This is a genomic window from Pelistega sp. MC2 (genome assembly GCF_900099475.1).
GTDB lineage: Bacteria > Pseudomonadota > Gammaproteobacteria > Burkholderiales > Burkholderiaceae_B > Taylorella > Taylorella indica.
In genome coordinates this window covers 498,831-522,515 of the sequence record NZ_LT628274.1, presented here as the reverse complement: position 1 = coordinate 522,515, position 23,685 = coordinate 498,831, and the positions used below count along the sequence as shown (strand labels likewise).

Genomic DNA, 23,685 nt, shown 5'->3' with positions numbered 1-23,685 from the left:
TGTCTTGAGCCAATTTATTTAATGGAAGGCAAGCGTTTTGCAATGGCTTGAATAAGATATTGTGCAGCAAGTGTTTTACTGGTGGTTGGCAAAGGTTCTTCACCATGCTCATCAAATAAAATCATGGTAGTTTCATCAGCATTCATGACATTTTGTGCAAGATTACCAACTAATAAAGGGACATTTTTGCGTTTGCGTTTTGCCTGAGCATAGTCGGATAGATTTTCTGTCTCTGCGGCAAATCCCACGCACCAAGGACCATTATCAAGTGCAGCAACTTCAGCGAGTATGTCTGGATTAGGAGCAAACTCTAGTTTAAGCCCATCTTGATGTTGTTTCTTTTGTTTTTGATCTGAATAATTACTGACATACCAATCAGCCACGGCAGCAACACTAATGAAAATGTCTGAATCATAGACTTGTTTCATGACAGCTTGGTACATCTCTCTTGCTGTATTCACAAATTCTGTTGTGACACCATAAGGTGTTGCTAATTGAGTGGGGCCAGAGACCATATATACGCTTGCACCGGCATTAAAGGCGGCTTCGGCAATTGCATAGCCCATTTTGCCAGATGATTTGTTTGTAATGACACGAACGGGGTCTATAGGCTCTTCAGTGGGTCCTGCCGTTATTAAGATCTTTTTATTGAGTAAATATTTGGTACTAAAAAAAGCAAGTGTTTCAGCAATTAATTGCGGTACCTCAAGCATACGACCATCACCAAACTCTCCGCAAGCTTGACTACCATGACCAGGTCCCCAAACAGCAATACCATCTTGTGTTATACGGTCAAGATTGCGTTGTGTAGCCGGGTTTGACCACATTTCTTTATTCATAGCGGGGGCAATAGCTAAAGGGCAATTGCCACGAGCAAGGCATAAGGTTGATAGTAAGTCATCGGCAAAACCATTTCCAAGTTTTGCCATAAAGTCTGCGCTACAGGGGGCAATGATAATTAAATCAGCTTGGCGGCTAAGGTTGATATGGGCCATGCTATTTGCCATACGGGCATCTTGTGTTTGGGTAAACACAGCTTGTCCACTGAGGGCTTGCATTGTGGTGGGTGTAATAAAGTGAGTGGCGGCTTCAGTCATCACTACTGTTACAGTAGCGCCTTGATCCATCAATCGTCGGCAAAGCTCTGCGCTTTTATAGCAAGCGATACCTCCTGTTAACCCTAAGACAATGCGTTTCCCTTGAAGTCTCATGCTAATTCCTTACTTTTCTTTTTAGAAAAAAATAATTCCTCAATAATAATTAGGGTTGCACCTACTGTAATAAAGCAATCTGCAAGATTAAAAGCAGGGAAGTAATATTGCCAGTTTTCCCAATAAAAGAGCAGAAAATCAATAACATGACCATAAGCAATACGGTCAATAACATTGCCTAGTGCTCCCGCTAAAATAAGGCTTAGTGCAAAGCAAAAAAAGGTATCCGTTTTGTGTTTTTTTAATAAATACAAAATAAAGCCACTTGCCCCAATAGCTAACACAATAAAGAACCAACGTTGCCAACCACCAGCATCTGCCGCCATACTGAAGGCAGCTCCCTTATTATAGACAAGAATAAAGTCAAAAAAGGGTAAAATATTTTTGCGTTCTAGAAACTCAAAATTATGTTCAAAATATAATTTCGATAGTTGATCTAGAACGATAAAAAGACTGGCAAGAATAATCCAAAAACGGTATGGTTTTGCTGGATTAGGCATATTGTCTTGACTCTCCATCACCAAATAAATTACTACTACAGCGACCGCAAATACTTGGATGATCTTTGTCTGATCCTACGTCATCGGTGTAATGCCAGCAACGCTCACACTTAGTATGGCTAGATGCATGAATACTAAAAGTTGGCTCATCGCCACTACCTTGAGAGACACGAATGCTAGAAACCATAAAGACAAAACGCAAATCTTGACCTAAGCTATTTAGTAGAGCAACATCGTTGGCATTGGCTTGAAGAGCAACTTCAGCTTGTAAAGAAGCACCAATAATACCTTCGCTACGCTTATTCTCCAATTCTTTATTTAATAAGGTACGAATTTCTAATAAACGTTGCCATTTTTGCATTAGCTCATTTTGTTGAGTAAATGTAGGCACTTCTTCATATAGCTCAGTAAATACAGTAATTTTATTAGCTAAAGATGTGTTTTTAAGGAAAGTTTGACGCATTTCACCCCATGCCTCTTCAGCCGTAAAGGATAGAATAGGCGCCATAAGTTTGACCATAGTCATCGTGATATAGTACAGCGCTGTTTGAGCTGAACGACGAGCTAAACTATTCTTGCCAGTTGTGTACAAACGATCTTTGAGCATATCAAGATAAAATGCACCTAAATCTTCTGAGCAGAAAATTTGTAGTCTAGCAACAGCGGGATGAAACTCATATTTTTCATAATTGGCTAGAATTTGTGCTTGCATATTCTTAGTAATGACTAAGGCATATTGATCTACTTCAATAAGTTTATCTTGAGGTACCAAATCTTTAGAGGCATCAAAGTCGTTTAAATTACCTAGTAAGAAGTACAGGGTATTACGGATACGACGATAGCTTTCAACCACACGTTTTAAAATTTGGTCGGAGATAGATAGTTCACCTGAATAGTCAGTAGAGGCTGTCCATAGACGGATAATTTCAGCACCTAGTGTATCGGAAATTTTTTGTGGTGCGATGACATTACCTAATGACTTACTCATCTTACGGCCATCACCATCTACAACAAAGCCATGGGTTAATAAGGCATTGTAGGGTGCACGACCGTATAACATGGATGATGTTAATAATGAAGAATGGAACCAACCACGATGTTGGTCAGAACCTTCTAGATATAAATCAGCAGGCCAAGCAAGCGTATCAGCATGAGAGCCTTGGCAGTCATGTTGTTGTCCACCTAATACGGTAAAGTGTGTTGTGCCAGAATCAAACCAGACATCTAAGGTATCACGATTTTTTTCATATTGATTGGCTTCATCGGCGGGTAATAAGTCTTGAGGCTCAATTTTTTGCCATGCTTCAATCCCTTCTTTTTCGACACGTTGAGCAATTTGTTCTAATAGCTCTACTGTACGAGGATGTAATTCACCTGTTTCTTTGTGGACAAAAAACGCCATAGGTACACCCCATTGACGTTGACGCGATAAAGTCCAGTCAGGACGATTGGCAATCATGGCGTGTAAACGGGCACGACCCCAAGCAGGGAAGAAGTTAGTATCTTCTACGGCTTTTAATGCTTTTTCACGTAGTGTACCTGAGCCATCATTTGGTGTAACATCCATACCTGCAAACCATTGGCTTGTAGCACGGTAAATAACAGGTGTTTTATGACGCCAGCAGTGCATATAGCTATGGTTAAGCATTTTTGTTTGGATCAGAGTGCCAATATGGCGCAATGTTTCTACAATTTTTGGATTGGCATCCCAAATGCTTAAGCCACCAAATAGAGGTAATGTACTGATATATTGACCATTACCCATCACAGGGTTGAGGATTTGATCATCTGTAATACCATGAGCTTTACAAGAGATAAAGTCTTCTACACCATAAGCAGGGGCTGAGTGAACAATACCAGTACCTGTATCAATGGTGACATAGTCAGCGAGATAAATAGGTGATAAGCGATTGAAGCCTTCATCAGCACGACTTAAAGGATGTTCAAAAGCGATATTATTTAAAGTAGAGCCTTTAGTTGTGGCAATCACAGAGCCTTCTAATTTCCACTGAGCTAAGCAAGCTTCATAGCGATCTTTGGCAAGGAGTAATAATTTACCGGTAGGTAATGCTTCGTTTAATTCCACTAACACATAGTCTAATTCAGGATGAACATTTAATGCTTGGTTGGCGGGAATTGTCCATGGTGTTGTTGTCCAAATCACCACGGCTCCGTCGGCAATGCTGTCTATACGAAAAGCCTTCGCTAGTTTTTCTTTTTCTGCAAAACGGAAAGCGACATCAATGGTAGGGTCTTTACGGTCTTGATATTCAACTTCCGCTTCAGCAAGAGCAGATTGACAGTCAAAGCACCAGTTAACAGGCTTTAACCCTCTAAATACATAACCTTTTTCTAAAATGCCAGCAAGTGCACGAATTTCGTTTGCTTCATTGGCATAATTCATCGTTAAATAAGGGTTAGCCCACTCACCAAGAACACCTAAACGTTTAAAGTCCTTACGTTGGCGTTCAATTTGTTCATGTGCATACGCACGGGCTTTGGCTTGTACTTCCGCAACAGGTAAATGCTTACCAAATTGTTTTTCAATTTGGATTTCGATAGGCATACCATGACAGTCCCAGCCAGGAACATAAGGTGCGTCAAAACCTGCCATGCTTTTACTTTTAATAATAATGTCTTTTAATACTTTATTGACCGCATGACCAATATGGATATCACCATTCGCGTAAGGAGGGCCGTCATGTAGAATAAATTTAGGACGCCCTTTACTCGCTTCGCGAATGGCTTCATAAACTTTATTTTCTTCCCATTCTGCAACCCATTTTGGTTCGCGTTGTGATAAGTTACCACGCATCGGGAAGTTCGTTTCAGGTAAATTTAAGGTATTTTTATAATCCATGATGGTCAAAATAATGTTGTGTGATATCGATATCTTTTTGAATAGTCGCCTTCATTGTCAATAAATCAGGGAATTTTTCTTCGTCTCTAATATATTGAAGAAAGGCAATAGTTACGATTTTACCGTAAGCTGAGCAAGAATGATGCAGAATATGTACTTCAAGTAACACTTCGCCATTGGTTTCTAACGTAGGACGAACACCTAAGCTAGCAATTGCAGGTAAGGGTTGTTCAGATAATCCTTCAACTTGCACAATATACACGCCTGAACGCAAGGCACAGCGTGGCATAACAGGAATATTTAAGGTAGGAACTCCAATAGTTCGTCCAATTTTTTTGCCATGAATTACATGACCACTAATAGTGTATGGACGTCCAAGAATGGCATTGGCTTTTTCAATTTTGCCAAATACCAATGCTTGACGTAACTCTGTACTAGAGTAGCGAATATGGTTATTATCTAGAATATCCTTCATGGTTTCTACTTCAAAACCATAATGCAGGCCAGCCTCTGTGAGTAGTTGAATATTGCCTGAGCGACGATGCCCAAATTTAAAGTCTTCGCCCACAAAAAGGTATTTAACTTGTAATTGTTTAATCAGAATCTCCTCTATAAATTGCTGAGGAGACATTTGTGCCATTTCTGCATCAAAATTTTTTAAATAAATAGCCTCAATACCTTGGCAGAATAGTGCATAGCTTTTGTCACGTAATGTCGAAATGCGAGTAGGGATTAGCTCAGGGCGTTGTTCTTTTAGGCCAAAATATTCTCTGGGATGTGGTGTAAAAGTAAGTACGCTAGGCACGAGCTGACGTTTACTCGCCTCTGTAACAACATGAGACAGTAAATGCTGATGACCAATATGCACACCGTCAAAGTTACCTATGGTTAAGGCTGTCGGTGAGATGGCTTTTTGATTACGATAAAGTTTAATAGAATTTTTCACGCTTAACAGTTTACAATTTCTATAATTAATTTGTAGGAGATTATCATGTCAGCACAAAAACAAGCCCCTAAACGATTCGTTATTTTAATCTCAGGAAGGGGATCTAATATGCAAGCTATTGTCCAGATGGCAAAAAAACGTGCCGATATTGAGATTGCTGCCGTGATTTCGCATAAAGCTAATAGTGCAGGAACGGTTTGGGCTGCTGAACAAGGTGTTCCAACAGCCGAATTATTACATAAAGATTATCCAGTAAGAGAAGAATATGATAAGCACTTAAAAGAGTTAGTACAAAGTTATCAACCTGACTATGTATTGCTCGCTGGGTTTATGCGTATTTTGACACCTATTTTTGTGGATGCTTTTCCTGGTAAATTAGTCAATATTCATCCTTCTTTACTACCAAGTTTTACAGGACTTGATACGCATGATAGAGCGATTGCTGACGGTGTCAAAATTCATGGTTGCACGGTGCATTTTGTAACACCTGTATTGGATGAGGGACCAATTATTGCACAGGCTATTGTGCCAGTACTTGCTAACGATGATGCTGATGCTTTAGCTGCACGTGTATTGGGTATGGAGCATCAAGTATTTCCTGCTGTGGTGGATTATTTAGCGAGAGATTTACTTCAAGTGAATGATGAGAAGAAAGTGGTGTACCAAGAGCCAGTTAAAACACTTTTTGTCCATGAGGATATTAGTGCTTCATAGATCCAAGTTTAACGAATTTGTTTGCTGTACTTGTCTCAACAGGTATTTGATCTAGAGCAAGCGATAAATACTATATTCCACTATAATAAACAATCTTAAATTTTCTTTGATTAATTGATAATGACTAGGCGTACTTATTCTAATAATTCCCGCTCAACCAATACTTCCAAACGTCACCAAAAAACGAGTGTTCCAGTGGCAAAATTACCTATACTGCAACAACGTATTATTCAGATAGCAGATGTTTTGGATAAAGTGCTTAAATTTCGTTTTCCTGCTGATTCTGTATTGTCTGCTTGGTTTAAAGAAAATCGTCAATTGGGCGGGCGTGATCGTGGGGATGTTGCCGAAGCTGTGTTTGATGTGATGCGCCACCTACGTCGCTATCGTCATTATGCAGAAAGTGGGGTAGGACCTGCGAATCAGCGTTTAGCTATTTTAGGCCTAGTCAATACAGTAGGTAAGGAACCCGTTATCGCTGTGTTAGAGGCTGCTCAGCAAGATTGGCTAAATCGTGTTTTACAAATTAATGTATCTAGTATTCCTCCAATGGTGCGTTTTAGTCAGCCTGATTGGCTATACGCAGAATTAAATAAGCAAGATCAAGCGGAAAGCTTATTAACAGCATTGAATACTAAAGCTCCTTTGGATTTACGAGTTAATCCTTTAAAAGTAGGGCGCGATGATGTATTGACTAAGCTTAAAGCGGATGAAATGTTAAGTAAATTCACTATTAGCCCTACGCCTTTTTCTCCTTATGGTATTCGCTTTGATGGAAAACCAGCGATTAATCGTTGGGAAGCATTTGAAAAAGGTGAGCTAGAAGTACAGGATGAGGGAAGCCAATTGCTGTGTATGTTAGTCAGTCCAAGACGCAGTGACATGGTGATTGATTTTTGTGCAGGTGCGGGGGGTAAAACATTATTGATAGGTGCTATGATGCGTTCACAAGGGCGTTTATATGCCTTTGATGTATCGGGTGCTAGATTGGCAAAAGCTAAGCCTCGTATCGCACGCTCTGGCCTATCAAATGTGACGTGTATTCAAATTGACAATGAAAATGATGTGCGTGTTAAGCGATTAATGGGAAAAGCAAATCGAGTGTTAGTGGATGCTCCATGTTCAGGGACAGGTACATTACGTCGAAATCCTGATTTGAAATGGCGTCAAACACCAGAAGATTTGGTAGAGCTTACACAATTGCAGGCGAAGATTTTAACGAGTGCTGCTCGTTGTATTACGTCTGGAGGACGTTTAATTTACTCAACATGTAGTTTATTGCCACAAGAGAATGAACAACAAGTGCAGGCATTTTTAGCCACACATCCAGACTTTTCGTTGGTATCAATTGAGCAAGTATTAGGAGATAGAATGCCATCAGGCTTAACATCTGTAGATGGAATGCTTAAATTACGTCCTGATGTACATGGTACAGATGGTTTTTTTGCGGCCGTATTAGAGAAAAAGTAATACATTTTTTACTGAGTAATAGTGAATAATTAAGGAGATACAATGAGCCAAATAGCATTTGTGACAGGAGCGACAGCAGGCTTTGGGGCGGCTATTTGCCGTGCTTTTGTTAACGCAGGTTATCGAGTGATTGGTGCGGCACGTCGTGCTGAAAAATTAGCTGCTTTACATCAAGAGTTAGGGGATAATTTTTTACCATTAGTCTTTGATGTGACTGATCGTGCTGGATGTGAAAAAGCCATTGCTAGTTTGCCAGTTGAGTGGAAATCGGTTGATGTGTTGGTAAATAATGCTGGTTTAGCCTTAGGGTTAGACCCGGCAGAGAAAGCCAGCTTAGATGATTGGGAAACGATGATTGATACAAATGCCAAAGGTTTAGCCTTAGTTACTAAATTATTATTGCCTCAAATGGTTGAGCGTAACCATGGTCATATTATTAACCTTGGCTCTACAGCAGGTACTTACCCTTATCCAGGCGGAAATATTTATGGGGCCACCAAAGCATTTGTGAGACAATTTAGTTTAAATTTACGTGCAGACTTGGCTGGTACGGCTATACGCGTAAGTAATGTAGAGCCAGGTCTATGTGGCGGTACAGAGTTCTCTAATGTGCGTTTCAAAGGTGATACGGAGCGAGTTCAAAAAACTTATGCTAATGTGGATTATGTTACCCCTGAGAATATTGCAGATATCGTGCTATGGTTAAATCAGCAACCGCCACATGTCAATATTAATGCCATTGAGATTATGCCAGTTGCGCAAAGTTTTAGTGCTTTATCTGTTAGTAGAAAAAGTTAATAGTTAACATCCATATAAGGGTGTAGATAGGTTTATAGTCAAACTATTTATCAGCTTATGTACTGTTAATGTTTAACAACCTTATTCATTTTTAATCCCCATTAGTGCTTGTCATCACGATGGGGATTTTTCATTGCTTCTTTGTGTAGAAGAGTTGTTATTTAGTCTGGAAATGTTGTTATTTTGCTGGAAAAAAATGAATACTCATTTCATTGCGTTATATCAAAAAAATTAAATATAGTTATCATAAGAAGATGACATAAATATGTTATGATTAATACATTGTTTAAATTTTTGTTTAAATTCCATAAACGTTTATTTTTAAAAGAAAAATATGCAATCAATTCTAGATTTTTTAGCGGGTGGTGTGTTGCAACTGAGTGTTTGGCAAGTGGTATTAATTACGCTAGTGCTAACGCATATTACCATTGCAGCAGTAACTATTTATTTACATCGTAGTCAGGCTCATCGGGGTCTAGATTTACACCCGATAGTTGCACATTTTTTCCGTTTTTGGTTATGGCTAACTACAGGTATGGTGACCCGAGAGTGGGTAGCTATTCATCGTAAACACCATGCTAAGTGTGAAAAAGAGGGAGATCCTCATTCTCCTGTCATTTATGGCATTAATAGAGTGTTATGGTGTGGTGCCGAACTGTATCGTGAAGAGGCTTTGAACGAAGAAACTATTAAACGTTATAGCCATGGAACGCCAAATGACTGGGTTGAAAATCATATCTATCTTAAACATTCAACATTAGGTATTTTATTGATGTTGAGTCTTGATGTTGTATTATTTGGTGCAATGGGCTTATGTGTATGGGCTGTGCAAATGGCATGGATTCCATTCTGGGCAGCAGGTGTTATCAATGGTCTAGGACATTGGATGGGGTATCGTAATTTTGCTAGTCCTGATACTAGCACCAACTTAGTGCCTATCGGTATTTTGATTGGTGGTGAAGAGCTACATAATAACCATCATGCTTATGGTACTTCCGCAAAATTTTCAAGTAAATGGTATGAGTTTGATATTGGTTGGATGTATATTTCTATTCTCCAGTTTTTTAAATTAGCAGAGGTTAAGAAAGTTGCTCCCAAATTAAAATTGGCGAAAAATATCCAAGATGAAGTTAATGAAAAAACCTTACATGGTATCATTACACATCGCTATGAAATTATGACGCGTTATGCGACGATGTTAAAAACAGCAGCTTTACAAGAGATTGCTAGGCTTAAACAAGACCCCAACGCGCAAGATGAAGTAGCTCAGTTAAATTTTGTTTCTCAACATATCACTCAATCAGAGCAAGGGCTTAACGAGACTGAAAAAGAACAGTTAAGTGCAGGTTTGCGTCAAAATCAACTGGTTGCCCAATTAGCACAGAAGCGTGATGAACTATTTAAGGTTTGGAATAGTTCAACAGCGAGTACTGAGCAGTTGGTTAATGAGTTACGCGCATGGTTGCAATCTGCTCAACAAAGTGGTGTGCAAAGTCTAGAAGAGTTCGCATTAAGATTGCGTCGTTACGCTACATGATCAATTTAGAAGAATTAAATCCTGAACAACGTACCGCCGTCACCACTGATGAGCGGTACGTTTTAGTTTTAGCTGGTGCTGGAAGTGGTAAGACAAAGGTATTAACCACTCGTATGGCTTGGTTAATTGAACAAGGTATAGCTAGTCCTGGAGGGATTTTAGCGGTGACCTTCACTAACAAAGCCGCCAAAGAAATGTTGAGTCGTTTGAGTCTGCAATCGCCCATTAATACACGAGCAATGTGGGTGGGTACCTTCCATGGTTTGTGTAATCGTATGCTTAGATCACATTATCATGATGCAAGATTACCACAGAGCTTTCAGATTATGGATATGCAGGATCAATTGTCATCTATTAAACGCGTGTTGAAACTGTTTAATATTGATACAGAAAAATATCCTCCCAAAGAAATCCAATCCTTTATCAATAATGCTAAAGAAAAAGGAGCGCGCCCAAGTGATTTAGCGCCAGTAGATCCTATGGAGGCTCAGTCAATTGAGCTATATCATTTGTATCAGCAGCAATGTGATAAAGAAGGTGTTGTAGATTTTCCTGAATTATTACTGCGTTGCTATGAGTTATTGCGAGATCATCCTGCGATAAGAGAGCATTATCAACGTCGATTTAAGCATATCTTGATTGATGAGTTTCAGGATACCAATAATCTTCAATATAAATGGTTGCGTATTTTAGCGGGTGAGCAAAATTGTATTTTTGCTGTTGGTGATGATGATCAATCTATCTATTCTTTCCGAGGTGCCAATGTTGGCAATATGGAAGAGTTTGCTCGTCAATATGCACAAGGAAATATTATTCGATTAGAACAAAACTACCGTTCGTATAACCATATTCTACATTCGGCTAATGCGTTGATTGCGGAGAATAAAGATCGGTTAGGGAAAAATTTATGGACAGATAGAGGACATGGAGAACCTTTACGAGTCAATGAATTATCTACAGATAGAGAAGAGGCACAGTGGATTTTAGAAGAAGCAAAGTCTTTAATTAATGAAGGCGTTGATAGAAAAGAAATTGCTGTTTTATATCGAAGTAATGCGCAGTCACGTGCGATTGAACATGCATTTTTTTCAGCTGGTATACCTTATCGAGTATATGGAGGCTTACGTTTTTTTGAACGACAAGAGGTTAAGCATGTATTAGCTTATCTTCGTTTAATTAATAATCTAGATGATGATAATTCATTCTTAAGAGTGGTTAATTTCCCTGCTCGGGGTATTGGTGCCAGAACACTAGAAAACTTAACAGATGCCGCACAAAAAATAGGATGTAGTTTGGCATTGGCGATTGGCGCTTTAAATGGTGCTTCTGCGACCAAATTAGCACAATTTGTTGGTATGATCATGACTTTAAAAGAAACTGCGAAGGTGCTAACTCTACCAGATTTAATCCAGCAAGTAATTCATGATACAGGTATAGAAACTTTTTATCAGAATGAGCGTGAGGGGGAAGAGCGTTTAGAAAATCTTCAGGAATTGGTGAATGCGGCTCAAACATTTTGTATTGAGGAAAGTTTTGAATCGAGCTCTGCTTTAGAAAAAGTCACTATTGCCGCTAATGATGATCAAGCTTTTCCGGAACAATTATCTGCTTTGGACATGTTCCTTAGTTATGCTAGTCTGGAAGCAGGAGATAATCAGGCTAAATATGGAGAGGATGCCGTACAATTGATGACAGTTCATGCAGCCAAGGGACTGGAATTTAAAGTCGTATTTGTGGCTGGCTTAGAGGAAGGTTTATTTCCGCATGAGAATAGCTTAAAAACTCACGGTGGTTTGGAAGAGGAACGACGCTTGATGTATGTAGCGATTACTAGAGCCAAAGAGCGTCTTTATCTATCAGGAGCACATGAGAGGATGCTGTATGGTCGCTCAGCTTATACAACGAGATCACAATTTTTAGAGCAAATTCCTGATGAACATATGAAATGGCTATGCCCTAAAACACGGTCTTATTCGTATAGTCAAGCTAATAGGGTTGATACTGATGCTTGGCAATCAGCGCCAACAACTACACGGAAAAACCCTTTTCAAAAAGGCACTAGCAATCTTTCTAGTATGGGTAGTGGTGTTCAGGTAAAGGATCAGTTATTCAAAGTTGGTAGTAATGTTCGTCATGCTAAGTTTGGTGATGGAGTTATTATTAATCTTATTGGGCAAGGGATTGAGGCTCAGGCCTTAATTATGTTTAAAGGAGTTGGTGTTAAAACTCTTGCTTTAGGGGTTGCCAAATTAGAAGTAATATAGTTTTAAATTCATGAAACTAATCGTTATAAATAAATAATTAGTTTACTGGAGTGGGCTATAAAATTAGGGTATAGTCTCAAGAAAATGCTCGTAAAGGATTGTATGATGAAAATATGGCAAAAAGTATTATTGGCTACATTATCTACAAGTGTCTTAAGTGCTTGTGTAGTACACCCTCACGATCGTGGTTATGAAAGGGGGAATAAGGCATATGGTCATTCTAGGGGGAATGGACCGAAGAATGGTGCATATCATTCACCAAAAGTTGAGGTATATGGTACTGTTGATGCAGGGGTAGGTTATTCAAATACAAAATATAAACGCAAGCATAAACATGAAGACGATTAAGCGATTTACTTGATGTTGAAAAGCTATCTGTCATTAGCGTCTAAGTCAAATTAATTGATAGTATTTATGATGATAGCTCAGATGCTGAAAACAAGTGAGACGATCAACCGAAACCAACACAGAATAGTGTTGGTTTTTTATTGGGGGAATCCCGATATTCAAATTAAACATAAAACTATACAATGTTCCTAATCTTTCGTGGGATTAGTGATTAATAATATTTCATACTAAATTGTAGTGAACTAAAGAAAAACGTTAATTATGTATTTTTCATCAAAAAGGTGGTTCAATATTGACCCCAAAATAACGTTCTTTTTCCCTTAAAAATAGTTGGATATACAACAAAAATTTATACCAACTTATTTTAAGGATTCACTATGGATAATTTTAAACATTTACCAGAGCCTTTCCGTATTCGCGTGATTGAGCCTGTAAAGCGTACCACGCGTGCACATCGAGAACAAGCTATTCTTAATGCTGGGATGAACCCCTTTTTATTAGATAGTGAAGATGTTTTTATTGATTTACTAACTGATAGTGGTACGGGTGCTATTACCCAAGAAATGCAAGCTGCAATGCTTAGAGGTGATGAGGCTTATAGTGGTAGTCGTAGTTATCATGCCTTAAGTCGTGCCGTAAAAGAAATCTTTGATTATGACTTTACCATACCTACTCACCAAGGCCGTGGTGCCGAGCAAATCTATATTCCTGTACTGATTGCTAAACGTGAAAAAGAAAAAGGTTTGGATCGCTCGAAAATGGTGGCGTTCTCAAATTATTTCTTTGATACCACACAAGGGCATACTCAATTAAATGGCTGTACTGTCAGTAATACTCCTGTGAACAATGCTTTTAATACCAGTGTTTATGAAGATTTTAAAGGCAATTTTGATGTAGAAAAATTAGAGCAGGGGATTCAAAGTGCAGGTGCGGCAAATGTTCCTTATATTGTGATGACAATCACTTGCAATTCAGCTGGTGGTCAGCCCGTATCATTAGCCAATATGCAAGCAGTTTATGCTATTGCCCGTAAATATGATATCCCTGTGGTGATGGATTCGGCACGGTTTGCGGAAAATGCCTATTTTATTCAACAGCGAGAACAAGCCTATAAAGACTGGTCTATTGCTGACATCACTAAAGAGAGTTATAAGTATGCTGATATTTTAGCGATGTCTGCTAAAAAGGATGCTATGGTACCAATGGGTGGACTATTGTGTTTCAAGAATGATGATTTTTTTGATGTATATACGGATTGCCGAACTTTATGCGTTGTTCAAGAGGGGTTTCCAACTTACGGCGGTTTAGAAGGCGGTGCAATGGAACGCTTAGCCGTTGGCTTACATGACGGTATGCGAGAGGATTGGTTAGCGTATCGTATCGGACAAATTCGCTATTTAGTTGAAGGATTAGAAGCGGAGGGAATTTATTGCCAACAGCCAGGTGGTCATGCTGCTTTTATTGATGCGGGTAAATTATTACCACATATTCCTGCTAATCAATTCCCCGCGCAGGCTTTATCTTGTGAGCTTTATAAAGTGGCTGGTATTCGTGCGGTAGAAATTGGTTCATTTTTATTGGGGCGTGATCCAAAAACAGGAGAGCAGTTACCTTGTCCGGCAGAATTACTTCGTTTAACCATTCCAAGGGCTACTTATACTCAAACTCATATGGATTTTATTATTGAGGCATTTTCTAAGGTAAAAGCTAATACGCACAATATTAAAGGTTTAGAGTTTACGTATGAGCCTAAAGTGTTGCGTCACTTCACCGCACGTTTAAAAGAAGTAGGGTAGGTTTTTCAGGCAGTCAGTTAAGATAGACGGTGACGATACTGAGCAGCCCCTATACATTGAATATCAGCGTATAGGGGCTGTTTACTGAAGTAGTTCTATTGCTTTATAGTCAAACTAACATTATGTTTAGATGGATAAATAGTGATGGTATATTAGCGTTTTAGTTTAGCAAACGCGGCTGCCATTGCACCTAAACCTTGAGAGCCCTGTTCTCTTGGGGTGTCTTTACGAGGAGGACGAGATGCCACACTATTGCTATCACGCTCACCACGTTTAACTGGGACAGAATCGTCATTTAAACGCATAGTTAGTCCGATACGTTTTCTAGGTGCATCAACTTCCTGTACCTTCACTTTCACAGTTTGACCAACACGAACAACATCACGAGGGTCTTTAACAAAAGTATCAGATAAGGCAGAAATATGTACTAAACCATCTTGATGAACACCAATGTCTACAAAGGCGCCAAAATTAGCTACATTGGTGACTACGCCTTCTAGAATCATACCGACAACTAAATCATTGATGGTTTCAATACCCTCTTTAAACGTTGCTGTTTTAAATTCAGGGCGAGGATCTCGTCCCGGTTTTTCAATTTCATTAAAAATATCGCGAACCGTAGGAACCCCAAATTTTTCATCGGTAAAATCAGTTGGTGATAGACCTTTTAAGGCATCTTTTTGTCCAATAATCTGTTTTACGTCCTGTTTAAGTTTGTCTAGAATACGCTCGACAACAGGATACGCCTCAGGGTGTACAGCAGAGGCATCTAAAGGATTATCACCGTCATTAATGCGTAAGAATCCTGCCGCTTGTTCAAATGCTTTGGCACCAAAACGTGAAACATCCATTAGTTTTTTACGATTTTCAAAACGTCCATTTTGGTCACGGTATTCAACAATATTTTTCGCTAAAGAAGCATTAAGACCTGATACACGGCTTAGTAAAGGGGCAGAGGCTGTATTAACATCAACACCGACAGCATTTACACAATCCTCAATAACAGCATCTAATGAACGAGCTAATTCCCGTTGATTAACATCATGTTGATATTGTCCGACACCAATAGCTTTGGGCTCAATTTTAACTAGTTCAGCCAGAGGGTCTTGTAAGCGGCGGGCAATAGAAACAGCGCCACGTAAGCTTACATCTAACTCAGGGAACTCTTTGGCGGCGAGCTCAGAGGCTGAATAGACTGAAGCACCTGCTTCAGATACGACAATTTTTTTAACCTGAGACTCGGGAATGGTTTTTAATAAATCAGCGACTAATTTTTCAGTTTCTCGTGAGGCTGTGCCATTACCAATAGCGATTAAATCGATATGATATTTCGCAATCAGTGCTAATAGTGTATGTGTAGAGCCAGTGACATCACGGCGAGGTTCGAACGGATAAATAGTTGTTGTTTCTAATAATTTACCAGTAGTATCAATAGCGGCTACTTTAACACCAGTACGGATACCCGGGTCAAGACCCAGAACAGCTTTAGGACCTGCAGGTGCAGCTAATAATAGGTCTTTTAGGTTGGCAGCAAAAACACTAATAGCTTCTTCTTCAGCTTTTTCACGTAATTGAGTAATTAACTCGGTTTCAAAAGCTGGTAATAATTTTACACGCCATGTCCAACGAGAAAGCTCCGCTAACCATTTATTTCTAGTGCTAGCATCTAAAGAATAGTCAGCATCTAGTGTTAGGAACTCACTGATATTGACTACACAAGGATGTGGTGTTAATGCCTCTTGTTCAGGGTCAAGACCGATACGTAGGTCAAGGATACCTTGGGTACGCCCACGCAATAAGGCTAAAATACGGTGAGAGGGGAGCGTGCGAATGGTTTCAGAAAAATCAAACCAGTCTCTAAAATTATCTCCTTCTTGCTCTTTACCCTCAATAACTTTGGCGTAGAGGTAAGCATATTTATTAAGATAGTCACGCATATAAGCGAGTAAATCGGCATTTTCAGAGAAACGCTCTGCCAGAATATCTCTTGCTCCGTCGAGCGCTGCCTTGATGTCATCAATTTTATGCTCAGGATTTAGGTAGCTTTCAGCAAGTGTAGCGGGATCGGCTGATTTATCGCTTAGAATAGCATCGGCTAATGGCTCCAAACCTGCTTCTTTGGCAATTTGTGCACGTGTACGACGTTTAGGTTTAAAAGGAGCATATAAGTCTTCTAAGCGTTGTTTAGAGTCTGCTGCATCAATTTGGGCTTGCAGCTCATCCGTCATTTTGCCTTGTTCAGTAATAGAATGAATAATCGCTAGGCGGCGTGCTTCTAATTCACGTAGATAGATTAGACGAACTTCTAAATTTCTTAAAATAGTATCGTCTAGACCTCCAGTGACTTCTTTACGGTAACGTGCAATAAAGGGAATAGTTGCGCCATCATTTAATAAATCTACAGTAGCAGAAACTTGTTGGGGACGAACATTTAGCTCTTGGGCTAACTGTTCAATAATACGCTTCTCATCAATCGTTTCGTTTACAGTGCTCATAACATCCTATTCAAGTTTATGTCAAAGCTTAAGAATGTATCACATTGCTTTCCTTAAATGTCAGTGAAAAAGCCATTGGTGCACAATTAGTGATTAAAATTTTGTAAAGATAGAAAATACTGTATAGAATACTGTATAAAATTAGGATAAAAAGCTCTCATGGTCATTTTTAAAGGGCTAATTCTGATACTATATGAACCATATTATTGGGCTATATTTTTGACGGCGAGCTATGTTGAGTTTGAATATTAAGGATTTTTTCGAAAAAAAATTAGCAAAAATTCAACCAGGTTATAGTATTCGTCAATCACAAATTGAACTCTCTTTAGCCATAGAAAAGACAATTAAAGAACATGGCACCTTGATTGCCGAGGCAGGAACCGGTACAGGTAAAACATGGGCATATTTAGTCCCAGCATTTGCATCATTGCGCAAGGTTATTGTGTCAACGGGAACAAGGGCTTTACAAGATCAACTTTATCGTAAAGATGCGCCAATGATAAAAAAGGCTACTGGTTTACCTGTTCAAGTGGCATTACTCAAGGGACGTGCAAATTATATATGTCATTTCAATTATCATCGCCTTGTAGATGATGAGTATAGTTTGCTAAAAAATCAACAGGAAGTTAAGCAGCTTAATGAAATCAAACTATTTTTCCAACGCACACAAACAGGGGATAAATCTGATTGTGATGGGGTGCCTGATAGTGCCAGTATATGGTCTAGGGTAACATCAACTAAAGAAAGTTGTTTGAATAAAGACTGTCCCTATATTGATGAGTGTTTTATTGCCAAGGCACGTGCAAAAGCCAAAGAAGCCGATATTATTATTGTTAATCATGCACTCTTTTTTGCAGATATCGCTTTAAGGCAAGAAGCCGATATTGATTTGCTTCCTTTAGCAGATACGATTATTTTTGATGAGGCTCATCAATTACCAGATGTTGCTACACAGTTTTTGGGTAGTACTATTTCTTTGGCCGATATCGATAAGGCCACTAAAGATATTGAAACAGTGACGGCAAGCTATGTGAAAAGCGTGACAGACTGGGATAAGCTATGTAAGGCTGTTAAATATAATTTGTTAGAATTGCGATTGCTTGCTAAGCCGATTGATGATTTACCTAACAAAAAAGTAGTCTATGAATCTATTCCTGATAAAGACAATTTTCTAACAGGCTTAGATACGTTATTAGATAGCTTAAATAATATATTATCTGCATTGGCTAAAGTCGTTGAGCATCATATAGATATTCAAGAAGTCTACAACAGGTTAAGCGCTTATTGTTCGGTGCTACAACAATGGGCAAATCCTGAAAAATTTAGTTCAGATGATAAAAATGTTTATGTGCGTTGGGTAGAGTTTGGTCCACATCAACTGAGATTTAGTCGTGCACCATTATCTGTCAAGGGATTTGCTAATTTTAAACGACCGGATCAGAGTTGGATTTTTACGTCTGCAACCTTGTCAGTAGCGAAAAAATTTACCCATTTCCAAGCACAGCTAGGGCTTTATGATGCGGAGTGTTACTCTTGGGAGTCTCCGTTTCATTATGCAAGTAATGGTATTATGTATGTGCCGACAAGTTTACCAGAAGTTAGGCATTCTACTTATGAGCAGTCGTTTGTCAATTTGCTTATCCCATTCATTCAAAAGACACCCGGTGGTGTTTTAATTCTGTGCACTACCTTAAAAGCAGTGGATAGCCTTGGAGATTTATTACAGCAGGCGTTTGAAAAAGCAAAAATAAATCGAACTATTTTTCGACAAGGTGAGTCAGCCCATCGTATTTTAGTAGATAAGTTTAGGGCGACCTCCAAAGGTGTGCTAATAGGTAGTGCAAGCTTTTGGGAGGGTGTAGACTTTCCAGGCGATTTGCTTACCTTATTAGCGATTGATAAATTACCTTTTGCCCCTCCTGACGATCCTGTACTGGCTGCTCGTATTGATGATTGTCGTAAAAAAGGAGGTAATCCTTTTATGGATATTCAAATTCCTTTGGCGACTATTGCACTTAAGCAAGGGGTGGGTAGACTCATTCGTACTGAATATGATAGTGGGGTTTTGATTATCGGTGATGAGAGATTGATTAATCAACGCTATAGTCGATTATTATGGGGAAGTCTACCTGATTTCTACCGGACGAGCAGGGCTGAGATTGCTTTAGAGTTTTGGGACTAAGAGATCTAAGGGGGAGCCAATAACCACTGATCTTTTTATCAGATAATTTTAGGTATAGTGCTTACGTATTAATTAAAAAGACCTCAGTGTTTTGACTGAGGTCTTTATTTGTGTAGATAGGTATGGAATTACTTAGTTAAACCAATTGTGTGGTGAGAACCAATCCGTCCAAGAAGAAGGACCTTCAAGACCATATTTATAATATTTACTATCAGGGAAGTTTTGGTCTAATACGCGTTTGGCATCGCTAGCCTGTTCTGGCATATTTAATTCTTCATATGATTTCATCATAATATACAAAGCACGTTCAGAGGCTTGAACACCGGAGAATTCACGTAAAACAGCTTGAGCACGATTGATAGCGGCAACATAGCCATGTCGTTTATAGTAGTACTCTGCTACGTTAGTTTCATTATCGGCAATAGTACTAACTAACCAAACTAAGCGCTGACGTGCATCAATAGAATAACGACTGTCAGGATAGCGCTCTACTAACTCTTTGAAGGCATGATAAGATTGACGCAAACCTTTGGGATCACGTTCACTAGGGTCTTGACCCGTATAACTTGTTAAGAACGCACTGGGTGGAGTAAACGTTACCATCCCTTTGAGGTAAAGCATATAGTCCGTGCCCGGGTGGTTTGGATATAGAGCTAAGAAACGATTAATGGCAGCTGTCGCTTGTTCTGGCTCATGGTCTTTCCAATTTACATACGCTTGATCAATAAGTGATTGTTGAGCATAGGATGTATGAGGATGACGATTTTCAATAACAGATAAGTAACGTCTAGCTGATTTCCATTCGGATTCACGAACACTTTCTCGAGCAGCGTCATATATTTGTGCGGCAGACCAGCCTTTAGTTTCATCAACTTCTTTTTGTAGAATGCCACAACCAGTCAAAATGGTTGCACAAAGGAAAATTAAGCTACCTTTATAGATTTGTTTCATATCAGTGCAGATGAATAATTAAATATTAAACGAATAACGCTAATCATACCATTACTATGAATATTCGTGTAGTTTTATACCGTTTAGACAAATTGGAAATCAATAACTACTACAATATTACATAGTTTTTTATTGAAGTCATCAACATGCCAAATAATGAAATAGAAAATCCTTTAGATGAATTATTGGATACGTCAGCACAAGAGCCTCACATTTTTAGACTAGATCGTGAAGTTAAGGGTGATAGGCTAGATAAAATTTTGGCGCAACTCATGCCAGAGCATTCAAGAGGTCGTTTACAAACATGGATTGAAGATGGGTTTGTTACGGTCAATGATAAAAAAACCAAAGTTAAACAAATTGTAGGTCCTGGTGATGTCATCGCCGTTCTTGAACAAGAAAGTGAGCAAAGCAAAGCATTTTCTCCTGAACCGATAGATTTTGACGTGATAGCAGAAAGTAGTGAATGGATTGTGGTTAACAAACCAGTTGGTTTAGTTACGCATCCTGGTGCAGGGAATTGGCATGGTACGTTATTAAATGGTCTTTTGTACCGTTACCCAGAGTTGGCAGTTATTCCTAGGGCAGGGATAGTTCACCGACTAGATAAAGATACTTCTGGTTTATTAGTAGTAGCAAGAACAGAAGTAGCACAGACACATTTAGTGAGGCAGTTGCAGGCACGCACAATGGGGCGTCGATATAGAGCGTTGGCACAAGGCATAATGAAAGAGCAAGGCACTGTGGATAAACCAATCGGTCGAGATACTAGAGTCCCCGTTCGTATGTCTGTAGATAAACCAATTGCACCTAAACCAGCTGTCACACACTATACATGCTTGCAGACAGGGGTATATGAAACTACTAAGGTAGAAAAAAGTGTGAGTCTAATTGAATGTAAATTGGAAACAGGTCGTACACATCAAATTCGGGTGCATATGGCTAGCTTAGGACACCCTTTGCTGGGAGATAGTTTATATGGAAGTCAGATTGCAGCTACACGACAAATGCTACACGCATTTAGATTGAGTTTTATTGATCCAAAAACAGAAGAAATGGTTGAGTTTGAAGCATCTATTCCAGATGATATGCAAACGTTAATAGATTCTATTCGATGGGAGTCAATGTGTTAGATAAGTTAGTAACAGGTCATAAATGGAATAATGTTTTTTATGGTACAACCACTCGGTATATGGCTGGAGTAAGTGAACCACCTTTTGATAGTTTCAACTTGGGTCTTCATTGTGGTGATAATCCAGAACACGCACAAGCTAATCGGGCTTTATTAAATGCAGCTTTACCTAATTCACCTATCTGGTTAAATCAGGTACATGGTACAGAGGTATTAGATGCTGATAGGCCTTTCGACTATCCAGCCAAGGCAGATGCAGCTGTAACAACATGTGATAAAAAAGTATTGGCTATTATGACGGCAGACTGTTTACCTGTCGTTCTTGCGGATGAAGAGGGCACAATTGTGGGGGCAGCACATGCTGGTTGGCGAGGATTGCAAGCAGGTATTTTAGAAAGAACTGTAGATCTTATGCGCAGTAAAAAACCAAATGCACATTTCAAGGCATGGATTGGACCTGCTATTTCGCAAAAAGTATTTGAAGTTGGAGCAGAAGTTTATGACGCTTTTGTGAGTCAGAATAGTAATTTGGCACCATTTTTTGAACCGGGTGTTGTAAATAAATACTTTGCTAACTTGTCTGGTATAGCAAACATGAAGTTGAAACAAATTGGTGTTAATATGGTAGAAGAGAGTAATGAATGTACTTATCTTGACAAACAACGTTACTTTTCTTATCGGCGAGAAAATCCCACAGGACGCATCGTAACGCTAGTGTGGAAGGGAGTATAAATCCCTATTTTGATTTAAGTCCAAATTGTTTAACCTATAGCTATAGAATGGGGAGGAGCGTATGTCAGAGCAGCAAAATAACGATATTAACGCATGGTTAGCACCGTTGTATCAATCTTCAGAGGCATGGCTTTCTTTACAGGCCAATTTTGTAAAAGATTTTCAACAGATTTTTTCACAGGCGTTGACTGGTAACTTACCAGAAATCAAGGATCGTCGTTTTAGTAGCGAAGCATGGAAAAAAAATCCCCAATTACTAAGTTTGGCACATTTGTATTTGTTATCTTCCAAAGCAATTTTTGATGTGTTAGACAAGATTGAACTTGATCAAGAAACAAAAGATAAATTAGATTTTGCGGTACATCAATGGGTAGATGCCGTTGCACCGTCGAATTTTTTTGCTCTTAATGCAGATGCTATTGAGACTTTCGAAAAAACGCACGGTGAATCATTACAAAAAGGTATCCAAAATTTAATGATGGATATCCAAAAAGGTCGTATGACACAGACTGATGAGGATGCATTTGAAGTTGGTAAAAATTTAGCTATTACGCCAGGTAAAGTGGTATATCAGAATGCTTTTTTTGAACTAATTCAATACGCCCCTCAAACAGAGACTGTGTACGAAATTCCTTTGTTAATGGTGCCTCCTTGTATTAACAAATTCTACATCTTAGATTTACAACCAGAAAACTCTTTTGTGCGTAATGCGGTTGAGCAAGGGCATACTGTATTTTTAATGTCTTGGCGAAATCCTTTACCAAATGATCCTGACGGTGTTCATCGTTTCACATGGGGAGATTATATCGAGCAAGGTGTGATGCGTGCATTGCAAGCTGTAAGTGAAATTACCAAAAAAGAAAAAATTAATACGCTTGGCTTTTGCGTAGGGGGGACAATGTTAGCATCAGCATTGGCTATCGCTAAGGCAAGAGGGCAAGATTATGCTAATAGTATGACGTTGTTGACGACTTTCTTGGATTTCTCCGATACAGGCATCATGCACGTATTTGTTGATGAAGCTAGTGTGGCTATTCGTGAACAAACAATCGGACAAGAAGGATTAATGCCTGCTAAGGAATTAGCGATAACTTTCTCATTTTTAAGACCGAATGAATTAGTGTGGAACTATGTGGTGAGTAATTACTTCAAAGGTGAGACACCACTTCCATTTGACATTCTTTACTGGAATGGGGATAGCACTAACTTGCCTGGGCCCTTTTATGCCTACTATCTGCGTAATGCCTATTTAGAAAATAATTTTATGGTACCTAACAAAACACAGATTGGAGATACAGGGCTTGATTTTTCTTTATTAGATATGGACACCTACTTATATGCGTCAAAAGATGACCATATTGTCCCTTGGAAGTCAGCTTATGCTAGCAAAGATATCCTTACGGGTGATATTAAATTTTGTTTAGGTGCTTCAGGTCATGTAGCGGGTGTTATCAATCCACCTGCTAAAAATAAACGTAATTATTGGATTAATAATTACATTTATGATGATGGTTATTTAAGTAGTGAGCAATGGTTTGAGGATGCTGATCAAATGCCAGGAAGTTGGTGGACTGATTGGTATGAGTGGATTGCTGAGCGAGCAGGTAATCGTATCAAAGCTAAGAAAACACTAGGTGATAGAACAATATATAAACCACGAGCAGATGCGCCCGGTGAGTATGTTAAGGTTAAAGCAGTTTAGAAATTAATTTAATGTTAAACTATTTCGATAATAGCAATTATACAAAA

General features: G+C 39.0%; 18 protein-coding genes. 12 read left to right on the top strand and 6 right to left on the bottom strand.

Annotation, left to right across the window (positions count from 1 at the left end):
• Window positions 1–14 precede the first annotated feature (14 nt).
• Genes coaBC through BQ4443_RS04210 form a run of 4 tightly spaced genes read right to left on the bottom strand, consistent with a single transcriptional unit; the run spans window position 15 to window position 5,517 of the window.
• Complete coding sequence (gene coaBC / locus BQ4443_RS04225; protein ID WP_023950158.1) at window positions 15–1,211, bottom strand: bifunctional phosphopantothenoylcysteine decarboxylase/phosphopantothenate--cysteine ligase CoaBC; 1,197 nt, start codon at window positions 1,209–1,211, stop codon at window positions 15–17.
• Entirely contained in the window at window positions 1,208–1,711 is a 504-nt protein-coding gene (lspA, locus tag BQ4443_RS04220; protein WP_023950157.1) for a signal peptidase II, read from the bottom strand. Before lspA ends, coaBC begins: the two co-directional genes overlap by 4 nt.
• A complete protein-coding gene (gene ileS / locus BQ4443_RS04215) occupies window positions 1,704–4,571 on the bottom strand; it encodes an isoleucine--tRNA ligase (protein WP_071058167.1) in 2,868 nt (955 codons plus the stop codon). The genes lspA and ileS overlap by 8 nt, the downstream gene beginning before the upstream one ends.
• On the bottom strand, window positions 4,561–5,517 hold the full coding sequence (locus BQ4443_RS04210) for a bifunctional riboflavin kinase/FAD synthetase (protein WP_023950155.1): 957 nt from the start codon (window positions 5,515–5,517) through the stop codon (window positions 4,561–4,563). The genes ileS and BQ4443_RS04210 overlap by 11 nt, the downstream gene beginning before the upstream one ends.
• Before the next feature lie 45 nt (window positions 5,518–5,562).
• On the opposite strand from BQ4443_RS04210, the gene purN reads away from it, so the two are divergent.
• The 8 genes from purN to tnaA all read left to right on the top strand — a co-directional run bounded on the left by purN (window position 5,563) and on the right by tnaA (window position 14,444).
• Complete coding sequence (purN, locus tag BQ4443_RS04205) at window positions 5,563–6,231, top strand: phosphoribosylglycinamide formyltransferase (protein WP_023950153.1); 669 nt, start codon at window positions 5,563–5,565, stop codon at window positions 6,229–6,231.
• A gap of 195 nt (window positions 6,232–6,426) precedes the next feature.
• Entirely contained in the window at window positions 6,427–7,701 is a 1,275-nt protein-coding gene (locus BQ4443_RS04200) for an RsmB/NOP family class I SAM-dependent RNA methyltransferase (protein ID WP_071058304.1), read from the top strand.
• Between the two features lie 42 nt (window positions 7,702–7,743).
• The gene (locus BQ4443_RS04195; protein ID WP_023950152.1) at window positions 7,744–8,499 is read left to right on the top strand and encodes an SDR family oxidoreductase; all 756 of its coding nucleotides are present in this window, start codon (window positions 7,744–7,746) and stop codon (window positions 8,497–8,499) included.
• Between the two features lie 334 nt (window positions 8,500–8,833).
• Window positions 8,834–10,036 (top strand): DesA family fatty acid desaturase, encoded by a 1,203-nt coding sequence (locus tag BQ4443_RS04190; protein ID WP_023950151.1) that lies wholly within the window; start codon window positions 8,834–8,836, stop codon window positions 10,034–10,036.
• Window positions 10,033–12,300 carry a UvrD-helicase domain-containing protein gene (locus BQ4443_RS04185; RefSeq protein ID WP_371128776.1) on the top strand — a complete coding sequence of 756 codons (2,268 nt, stop codon included), beginning with the start codon at window positions 10,033–10,035 and terminating at the stop codon, window positions 12,298–12,300. The genes BQ4443_RS04190 and BQ4443_RS04185 overlap by 4 nt, the downstream gene beginning before the upstream one ends.
• A 102-nt stretch (window positions 12,301–12,402) precedes the next feature.
• A complete protein-coding gene (locus BQ4443_RS04180) occupies window positions 12,403–12,648 on the top strand; it encodes a hypothetical protein (protein ID WP_143000552.1) in 246 nt (81 codons plus the stop codon).
• A gap of 261 nt (window positions 12,649–12,909) precedes the next feature.
• A complete protein-coding gene (tnaC, locus tag BQ4443_RS12745) occupies window positions 12,910–12,972 on the top strand; it encodes a tryptophanase leader peptide (protein ID WP_081710650.1) in 63 nt (20 codons plus the stop codon).
• A 53-nt stretch (window positions 12,973–13,025) separates the two neighbouring features.
• Entirely contained in the window at window positions 13,026–14,444 is a 1,419-nt protein-coding gene (tnaA, locus tag BQ4443_RS04175) for a tryptophanase (RefSeq protein WP_071058166.1), read from the top strand.
• A gap of 152 nt (window positions 14,445–14,596) precedes the next feature.
• On the opposite strand, the gene BQ4443_RS04170 is transcribed toward tnaA, so the two are convergent.
• On the bottom strand, window positions 14,597–16,939 hold the full coding sequence (locus tag BQ4443_RS04170) for a Tex family protein (protein ID WP_071058165.1): 2,343 nt from the start codon (window positions 16,937–16,939) through the stop codon (window positions 14,597–14,599).
• A 232-nt stretch (window positions 16,940–17,171) separates the two neighbouring features.
• Here BQ4443_RS04170 and BQ4443_RS04165 point away from each other — a divergent pair, with 232 nt between their 5' ends.
• Window positions 17,172–19,121 (top strand): DNA repair helicase YoaA, encoded by a 1,950-nt coding sequence (locus tag BQ4443_RS04165; protein WP_023950144.1) that lies wholly within the window; start codon window positions 17,172–17,174, stop codon window positions 19,119–19,121.
• 132 nt (window positions 19,122–19,253) lie between these two features.
• On the opposite strand, the gene BQ4443_RS04160 is transcribed toward BQ4443_RS04165, so the two are convergent.
• Window positions 19,254–20,072 carry an outer membrane protein assembly factor BamD gene (locus BQ4443_RS04160; protein ID WP_071058164.1) on the bottom strand — a complete coding sequence of 273 codons (819 nt, stop codon included), beginning with the start codon at window positions 20,070–20,072 and terminating at the stop codon, window positions 19,254–19,256.
• Between the two features lie 146 nt (window positions 20,073–20,218).
• Here BQ4443_RS04160 and BQ4443_RS04155 point away from each other — a divergent pair, with 146 nt between their 5' ends.
• The 3 genes from BQ4443_RS04155 (at window position 20,219) to BQ4443_RS04145 (ending at window position 23,638) form a co-directional block, all read left to right on the top strand.
• On the top strand, window positions 20,219–21,205 hold the full coding sequence (locus tag BQ4443_RS04155; protein ID WP_023950143.1) for an RluA family pseudouridine synthase: 987 nt from the start codon (window positions 20,219–20,221) through the stop codon (window positions 21,203–21,205).
• Window positions 21,199–21,936: a peptidoglycan editing factor PgeF gene (gene pgeF, locus BQ4443_RS04150; RefSeq protein WP_245586963.1), complete on the top strand. Its 738-nt coding sequence runs from the start codon at window positions 21,199–21,201 to the stop codon at window positions 21,934–21,936. The genes BQ4443_RS04155 and pgeF overlap by 7 nt, the downstream gene beginning before the upstream one ends.
• A gap of 61 nt (window positions 21,937–21,997) precedes the next feature.
• A complete protein-coding gene (locus BQ4443_RS04145; protein ID WP_071058163.1) occupies window positions 21,998–23,638 on the top strand; it encodes a PHA/PHB synthase family protein in 1,641 nt (546 codons plus the stop codon).
• The last annotated feature ends 47 nt before the right edge of the window (window positions 23,639–23,685 follow it).

Excerpts from the sequence above, each read along its gene's own strand:
- ileS (WP_071058167.1), bottom strand. The coding sequence starts at position 4,571 with ATGGATTATAAAAATACCTTAAATTTACCTGAAACGAACTTCCCGATG.
- BQ4443_RS04165 (WP_023950144.1), top strand. The coding sequence starts at position 17,172 with ATGTTGAGTTTGAATATTAAGGATTTTTTCGAAAAAAAATTAGCAAAA.
- BQ4443_RS04195 (WP_023950152.1), top strand. The coding sequence starts at position 7,744 with ATGAGCCAAATAGCATTTGTGACAGGAGCGACAGCAGGCTTTGGGGCG.
- BQ4443_RS04170 (WP_071058165.1), bottom strand. The coding sequence starts at position 16,939 with ATGAGCACTGTAAACGAAACGATTGATGAGAAGCGTATTATTGAACAG.
- BQ4443_RS04185 (WP_371128776.1), top strand. The coding sequence starts at position 10,033 with ATGATCAATTTAGAAGAATTAAATCCTGAACAACGTACCGCCGTCACC.
- BQ4443_RS04155 (WP_023950143.1), top strand. The coding sequence starts at position 20,219 with ATGCCAAATAATGAAATAGAAAATCCTTTAGATGAATTATTGGATACG.
- BQ4443_RS04180 (WP_143000552.1), top strand. The coding sequence starts at position 12,403 with ATGATGAAAATATGGCAAAAAGTATTATTGGCTACATTATCTACAAGT.
- coaBC (WP_023950158.1), bottom strand. The coding sequence starts at position 1,211 with ATGAGACTTCAAGGGAAACGCATTGTCTTAGGGTTAACAGGAGGTATC.
- BQ4443_RS04145 (WP_071058163.1), top strand. The coding sequence starts at position 21,998 with ATGTCAGAGCAGCAAAATAACGATATTAACGCATGGTTAGCACCGTTG.
- tnaA (WP_071058166.1), top strand. The coding sequence starts at position 13,026 with ATGGATAATTTTAAACATTTACCAGAGCCTTTCCGTATTCGCGTGATT.
- lspA (WP_023950157.1), bottom strand. The coding sequence starts at position 1,711 with ATGCCTAATCCAGCAAAACCATACCGTTTTTGGATTATTCTTGCCAGT.
- purN (WP_023950153.1), top strand. The coding sequence starts at position 5,563 with ATGTCAGCACAAAAACAAGCCCCTAAACGATTCGTTATTTTAATCTCA.
- BQ4443_RS04160 (WP_071058164.1), bottom strand. The coding sequence starts at position 20,072 with ATGAAACAAATCTATAAAGGTAGCTTAATTTTCCTTTGTGCAACCATT.
- BQ4443_RS04190 (WP_023950151.1), top strand. The coding sequence starts at position 8,834 with ATGCAATCAATTCTAGATTTTTTAGCGGGTGGTGTGTTGCAACTGAGT.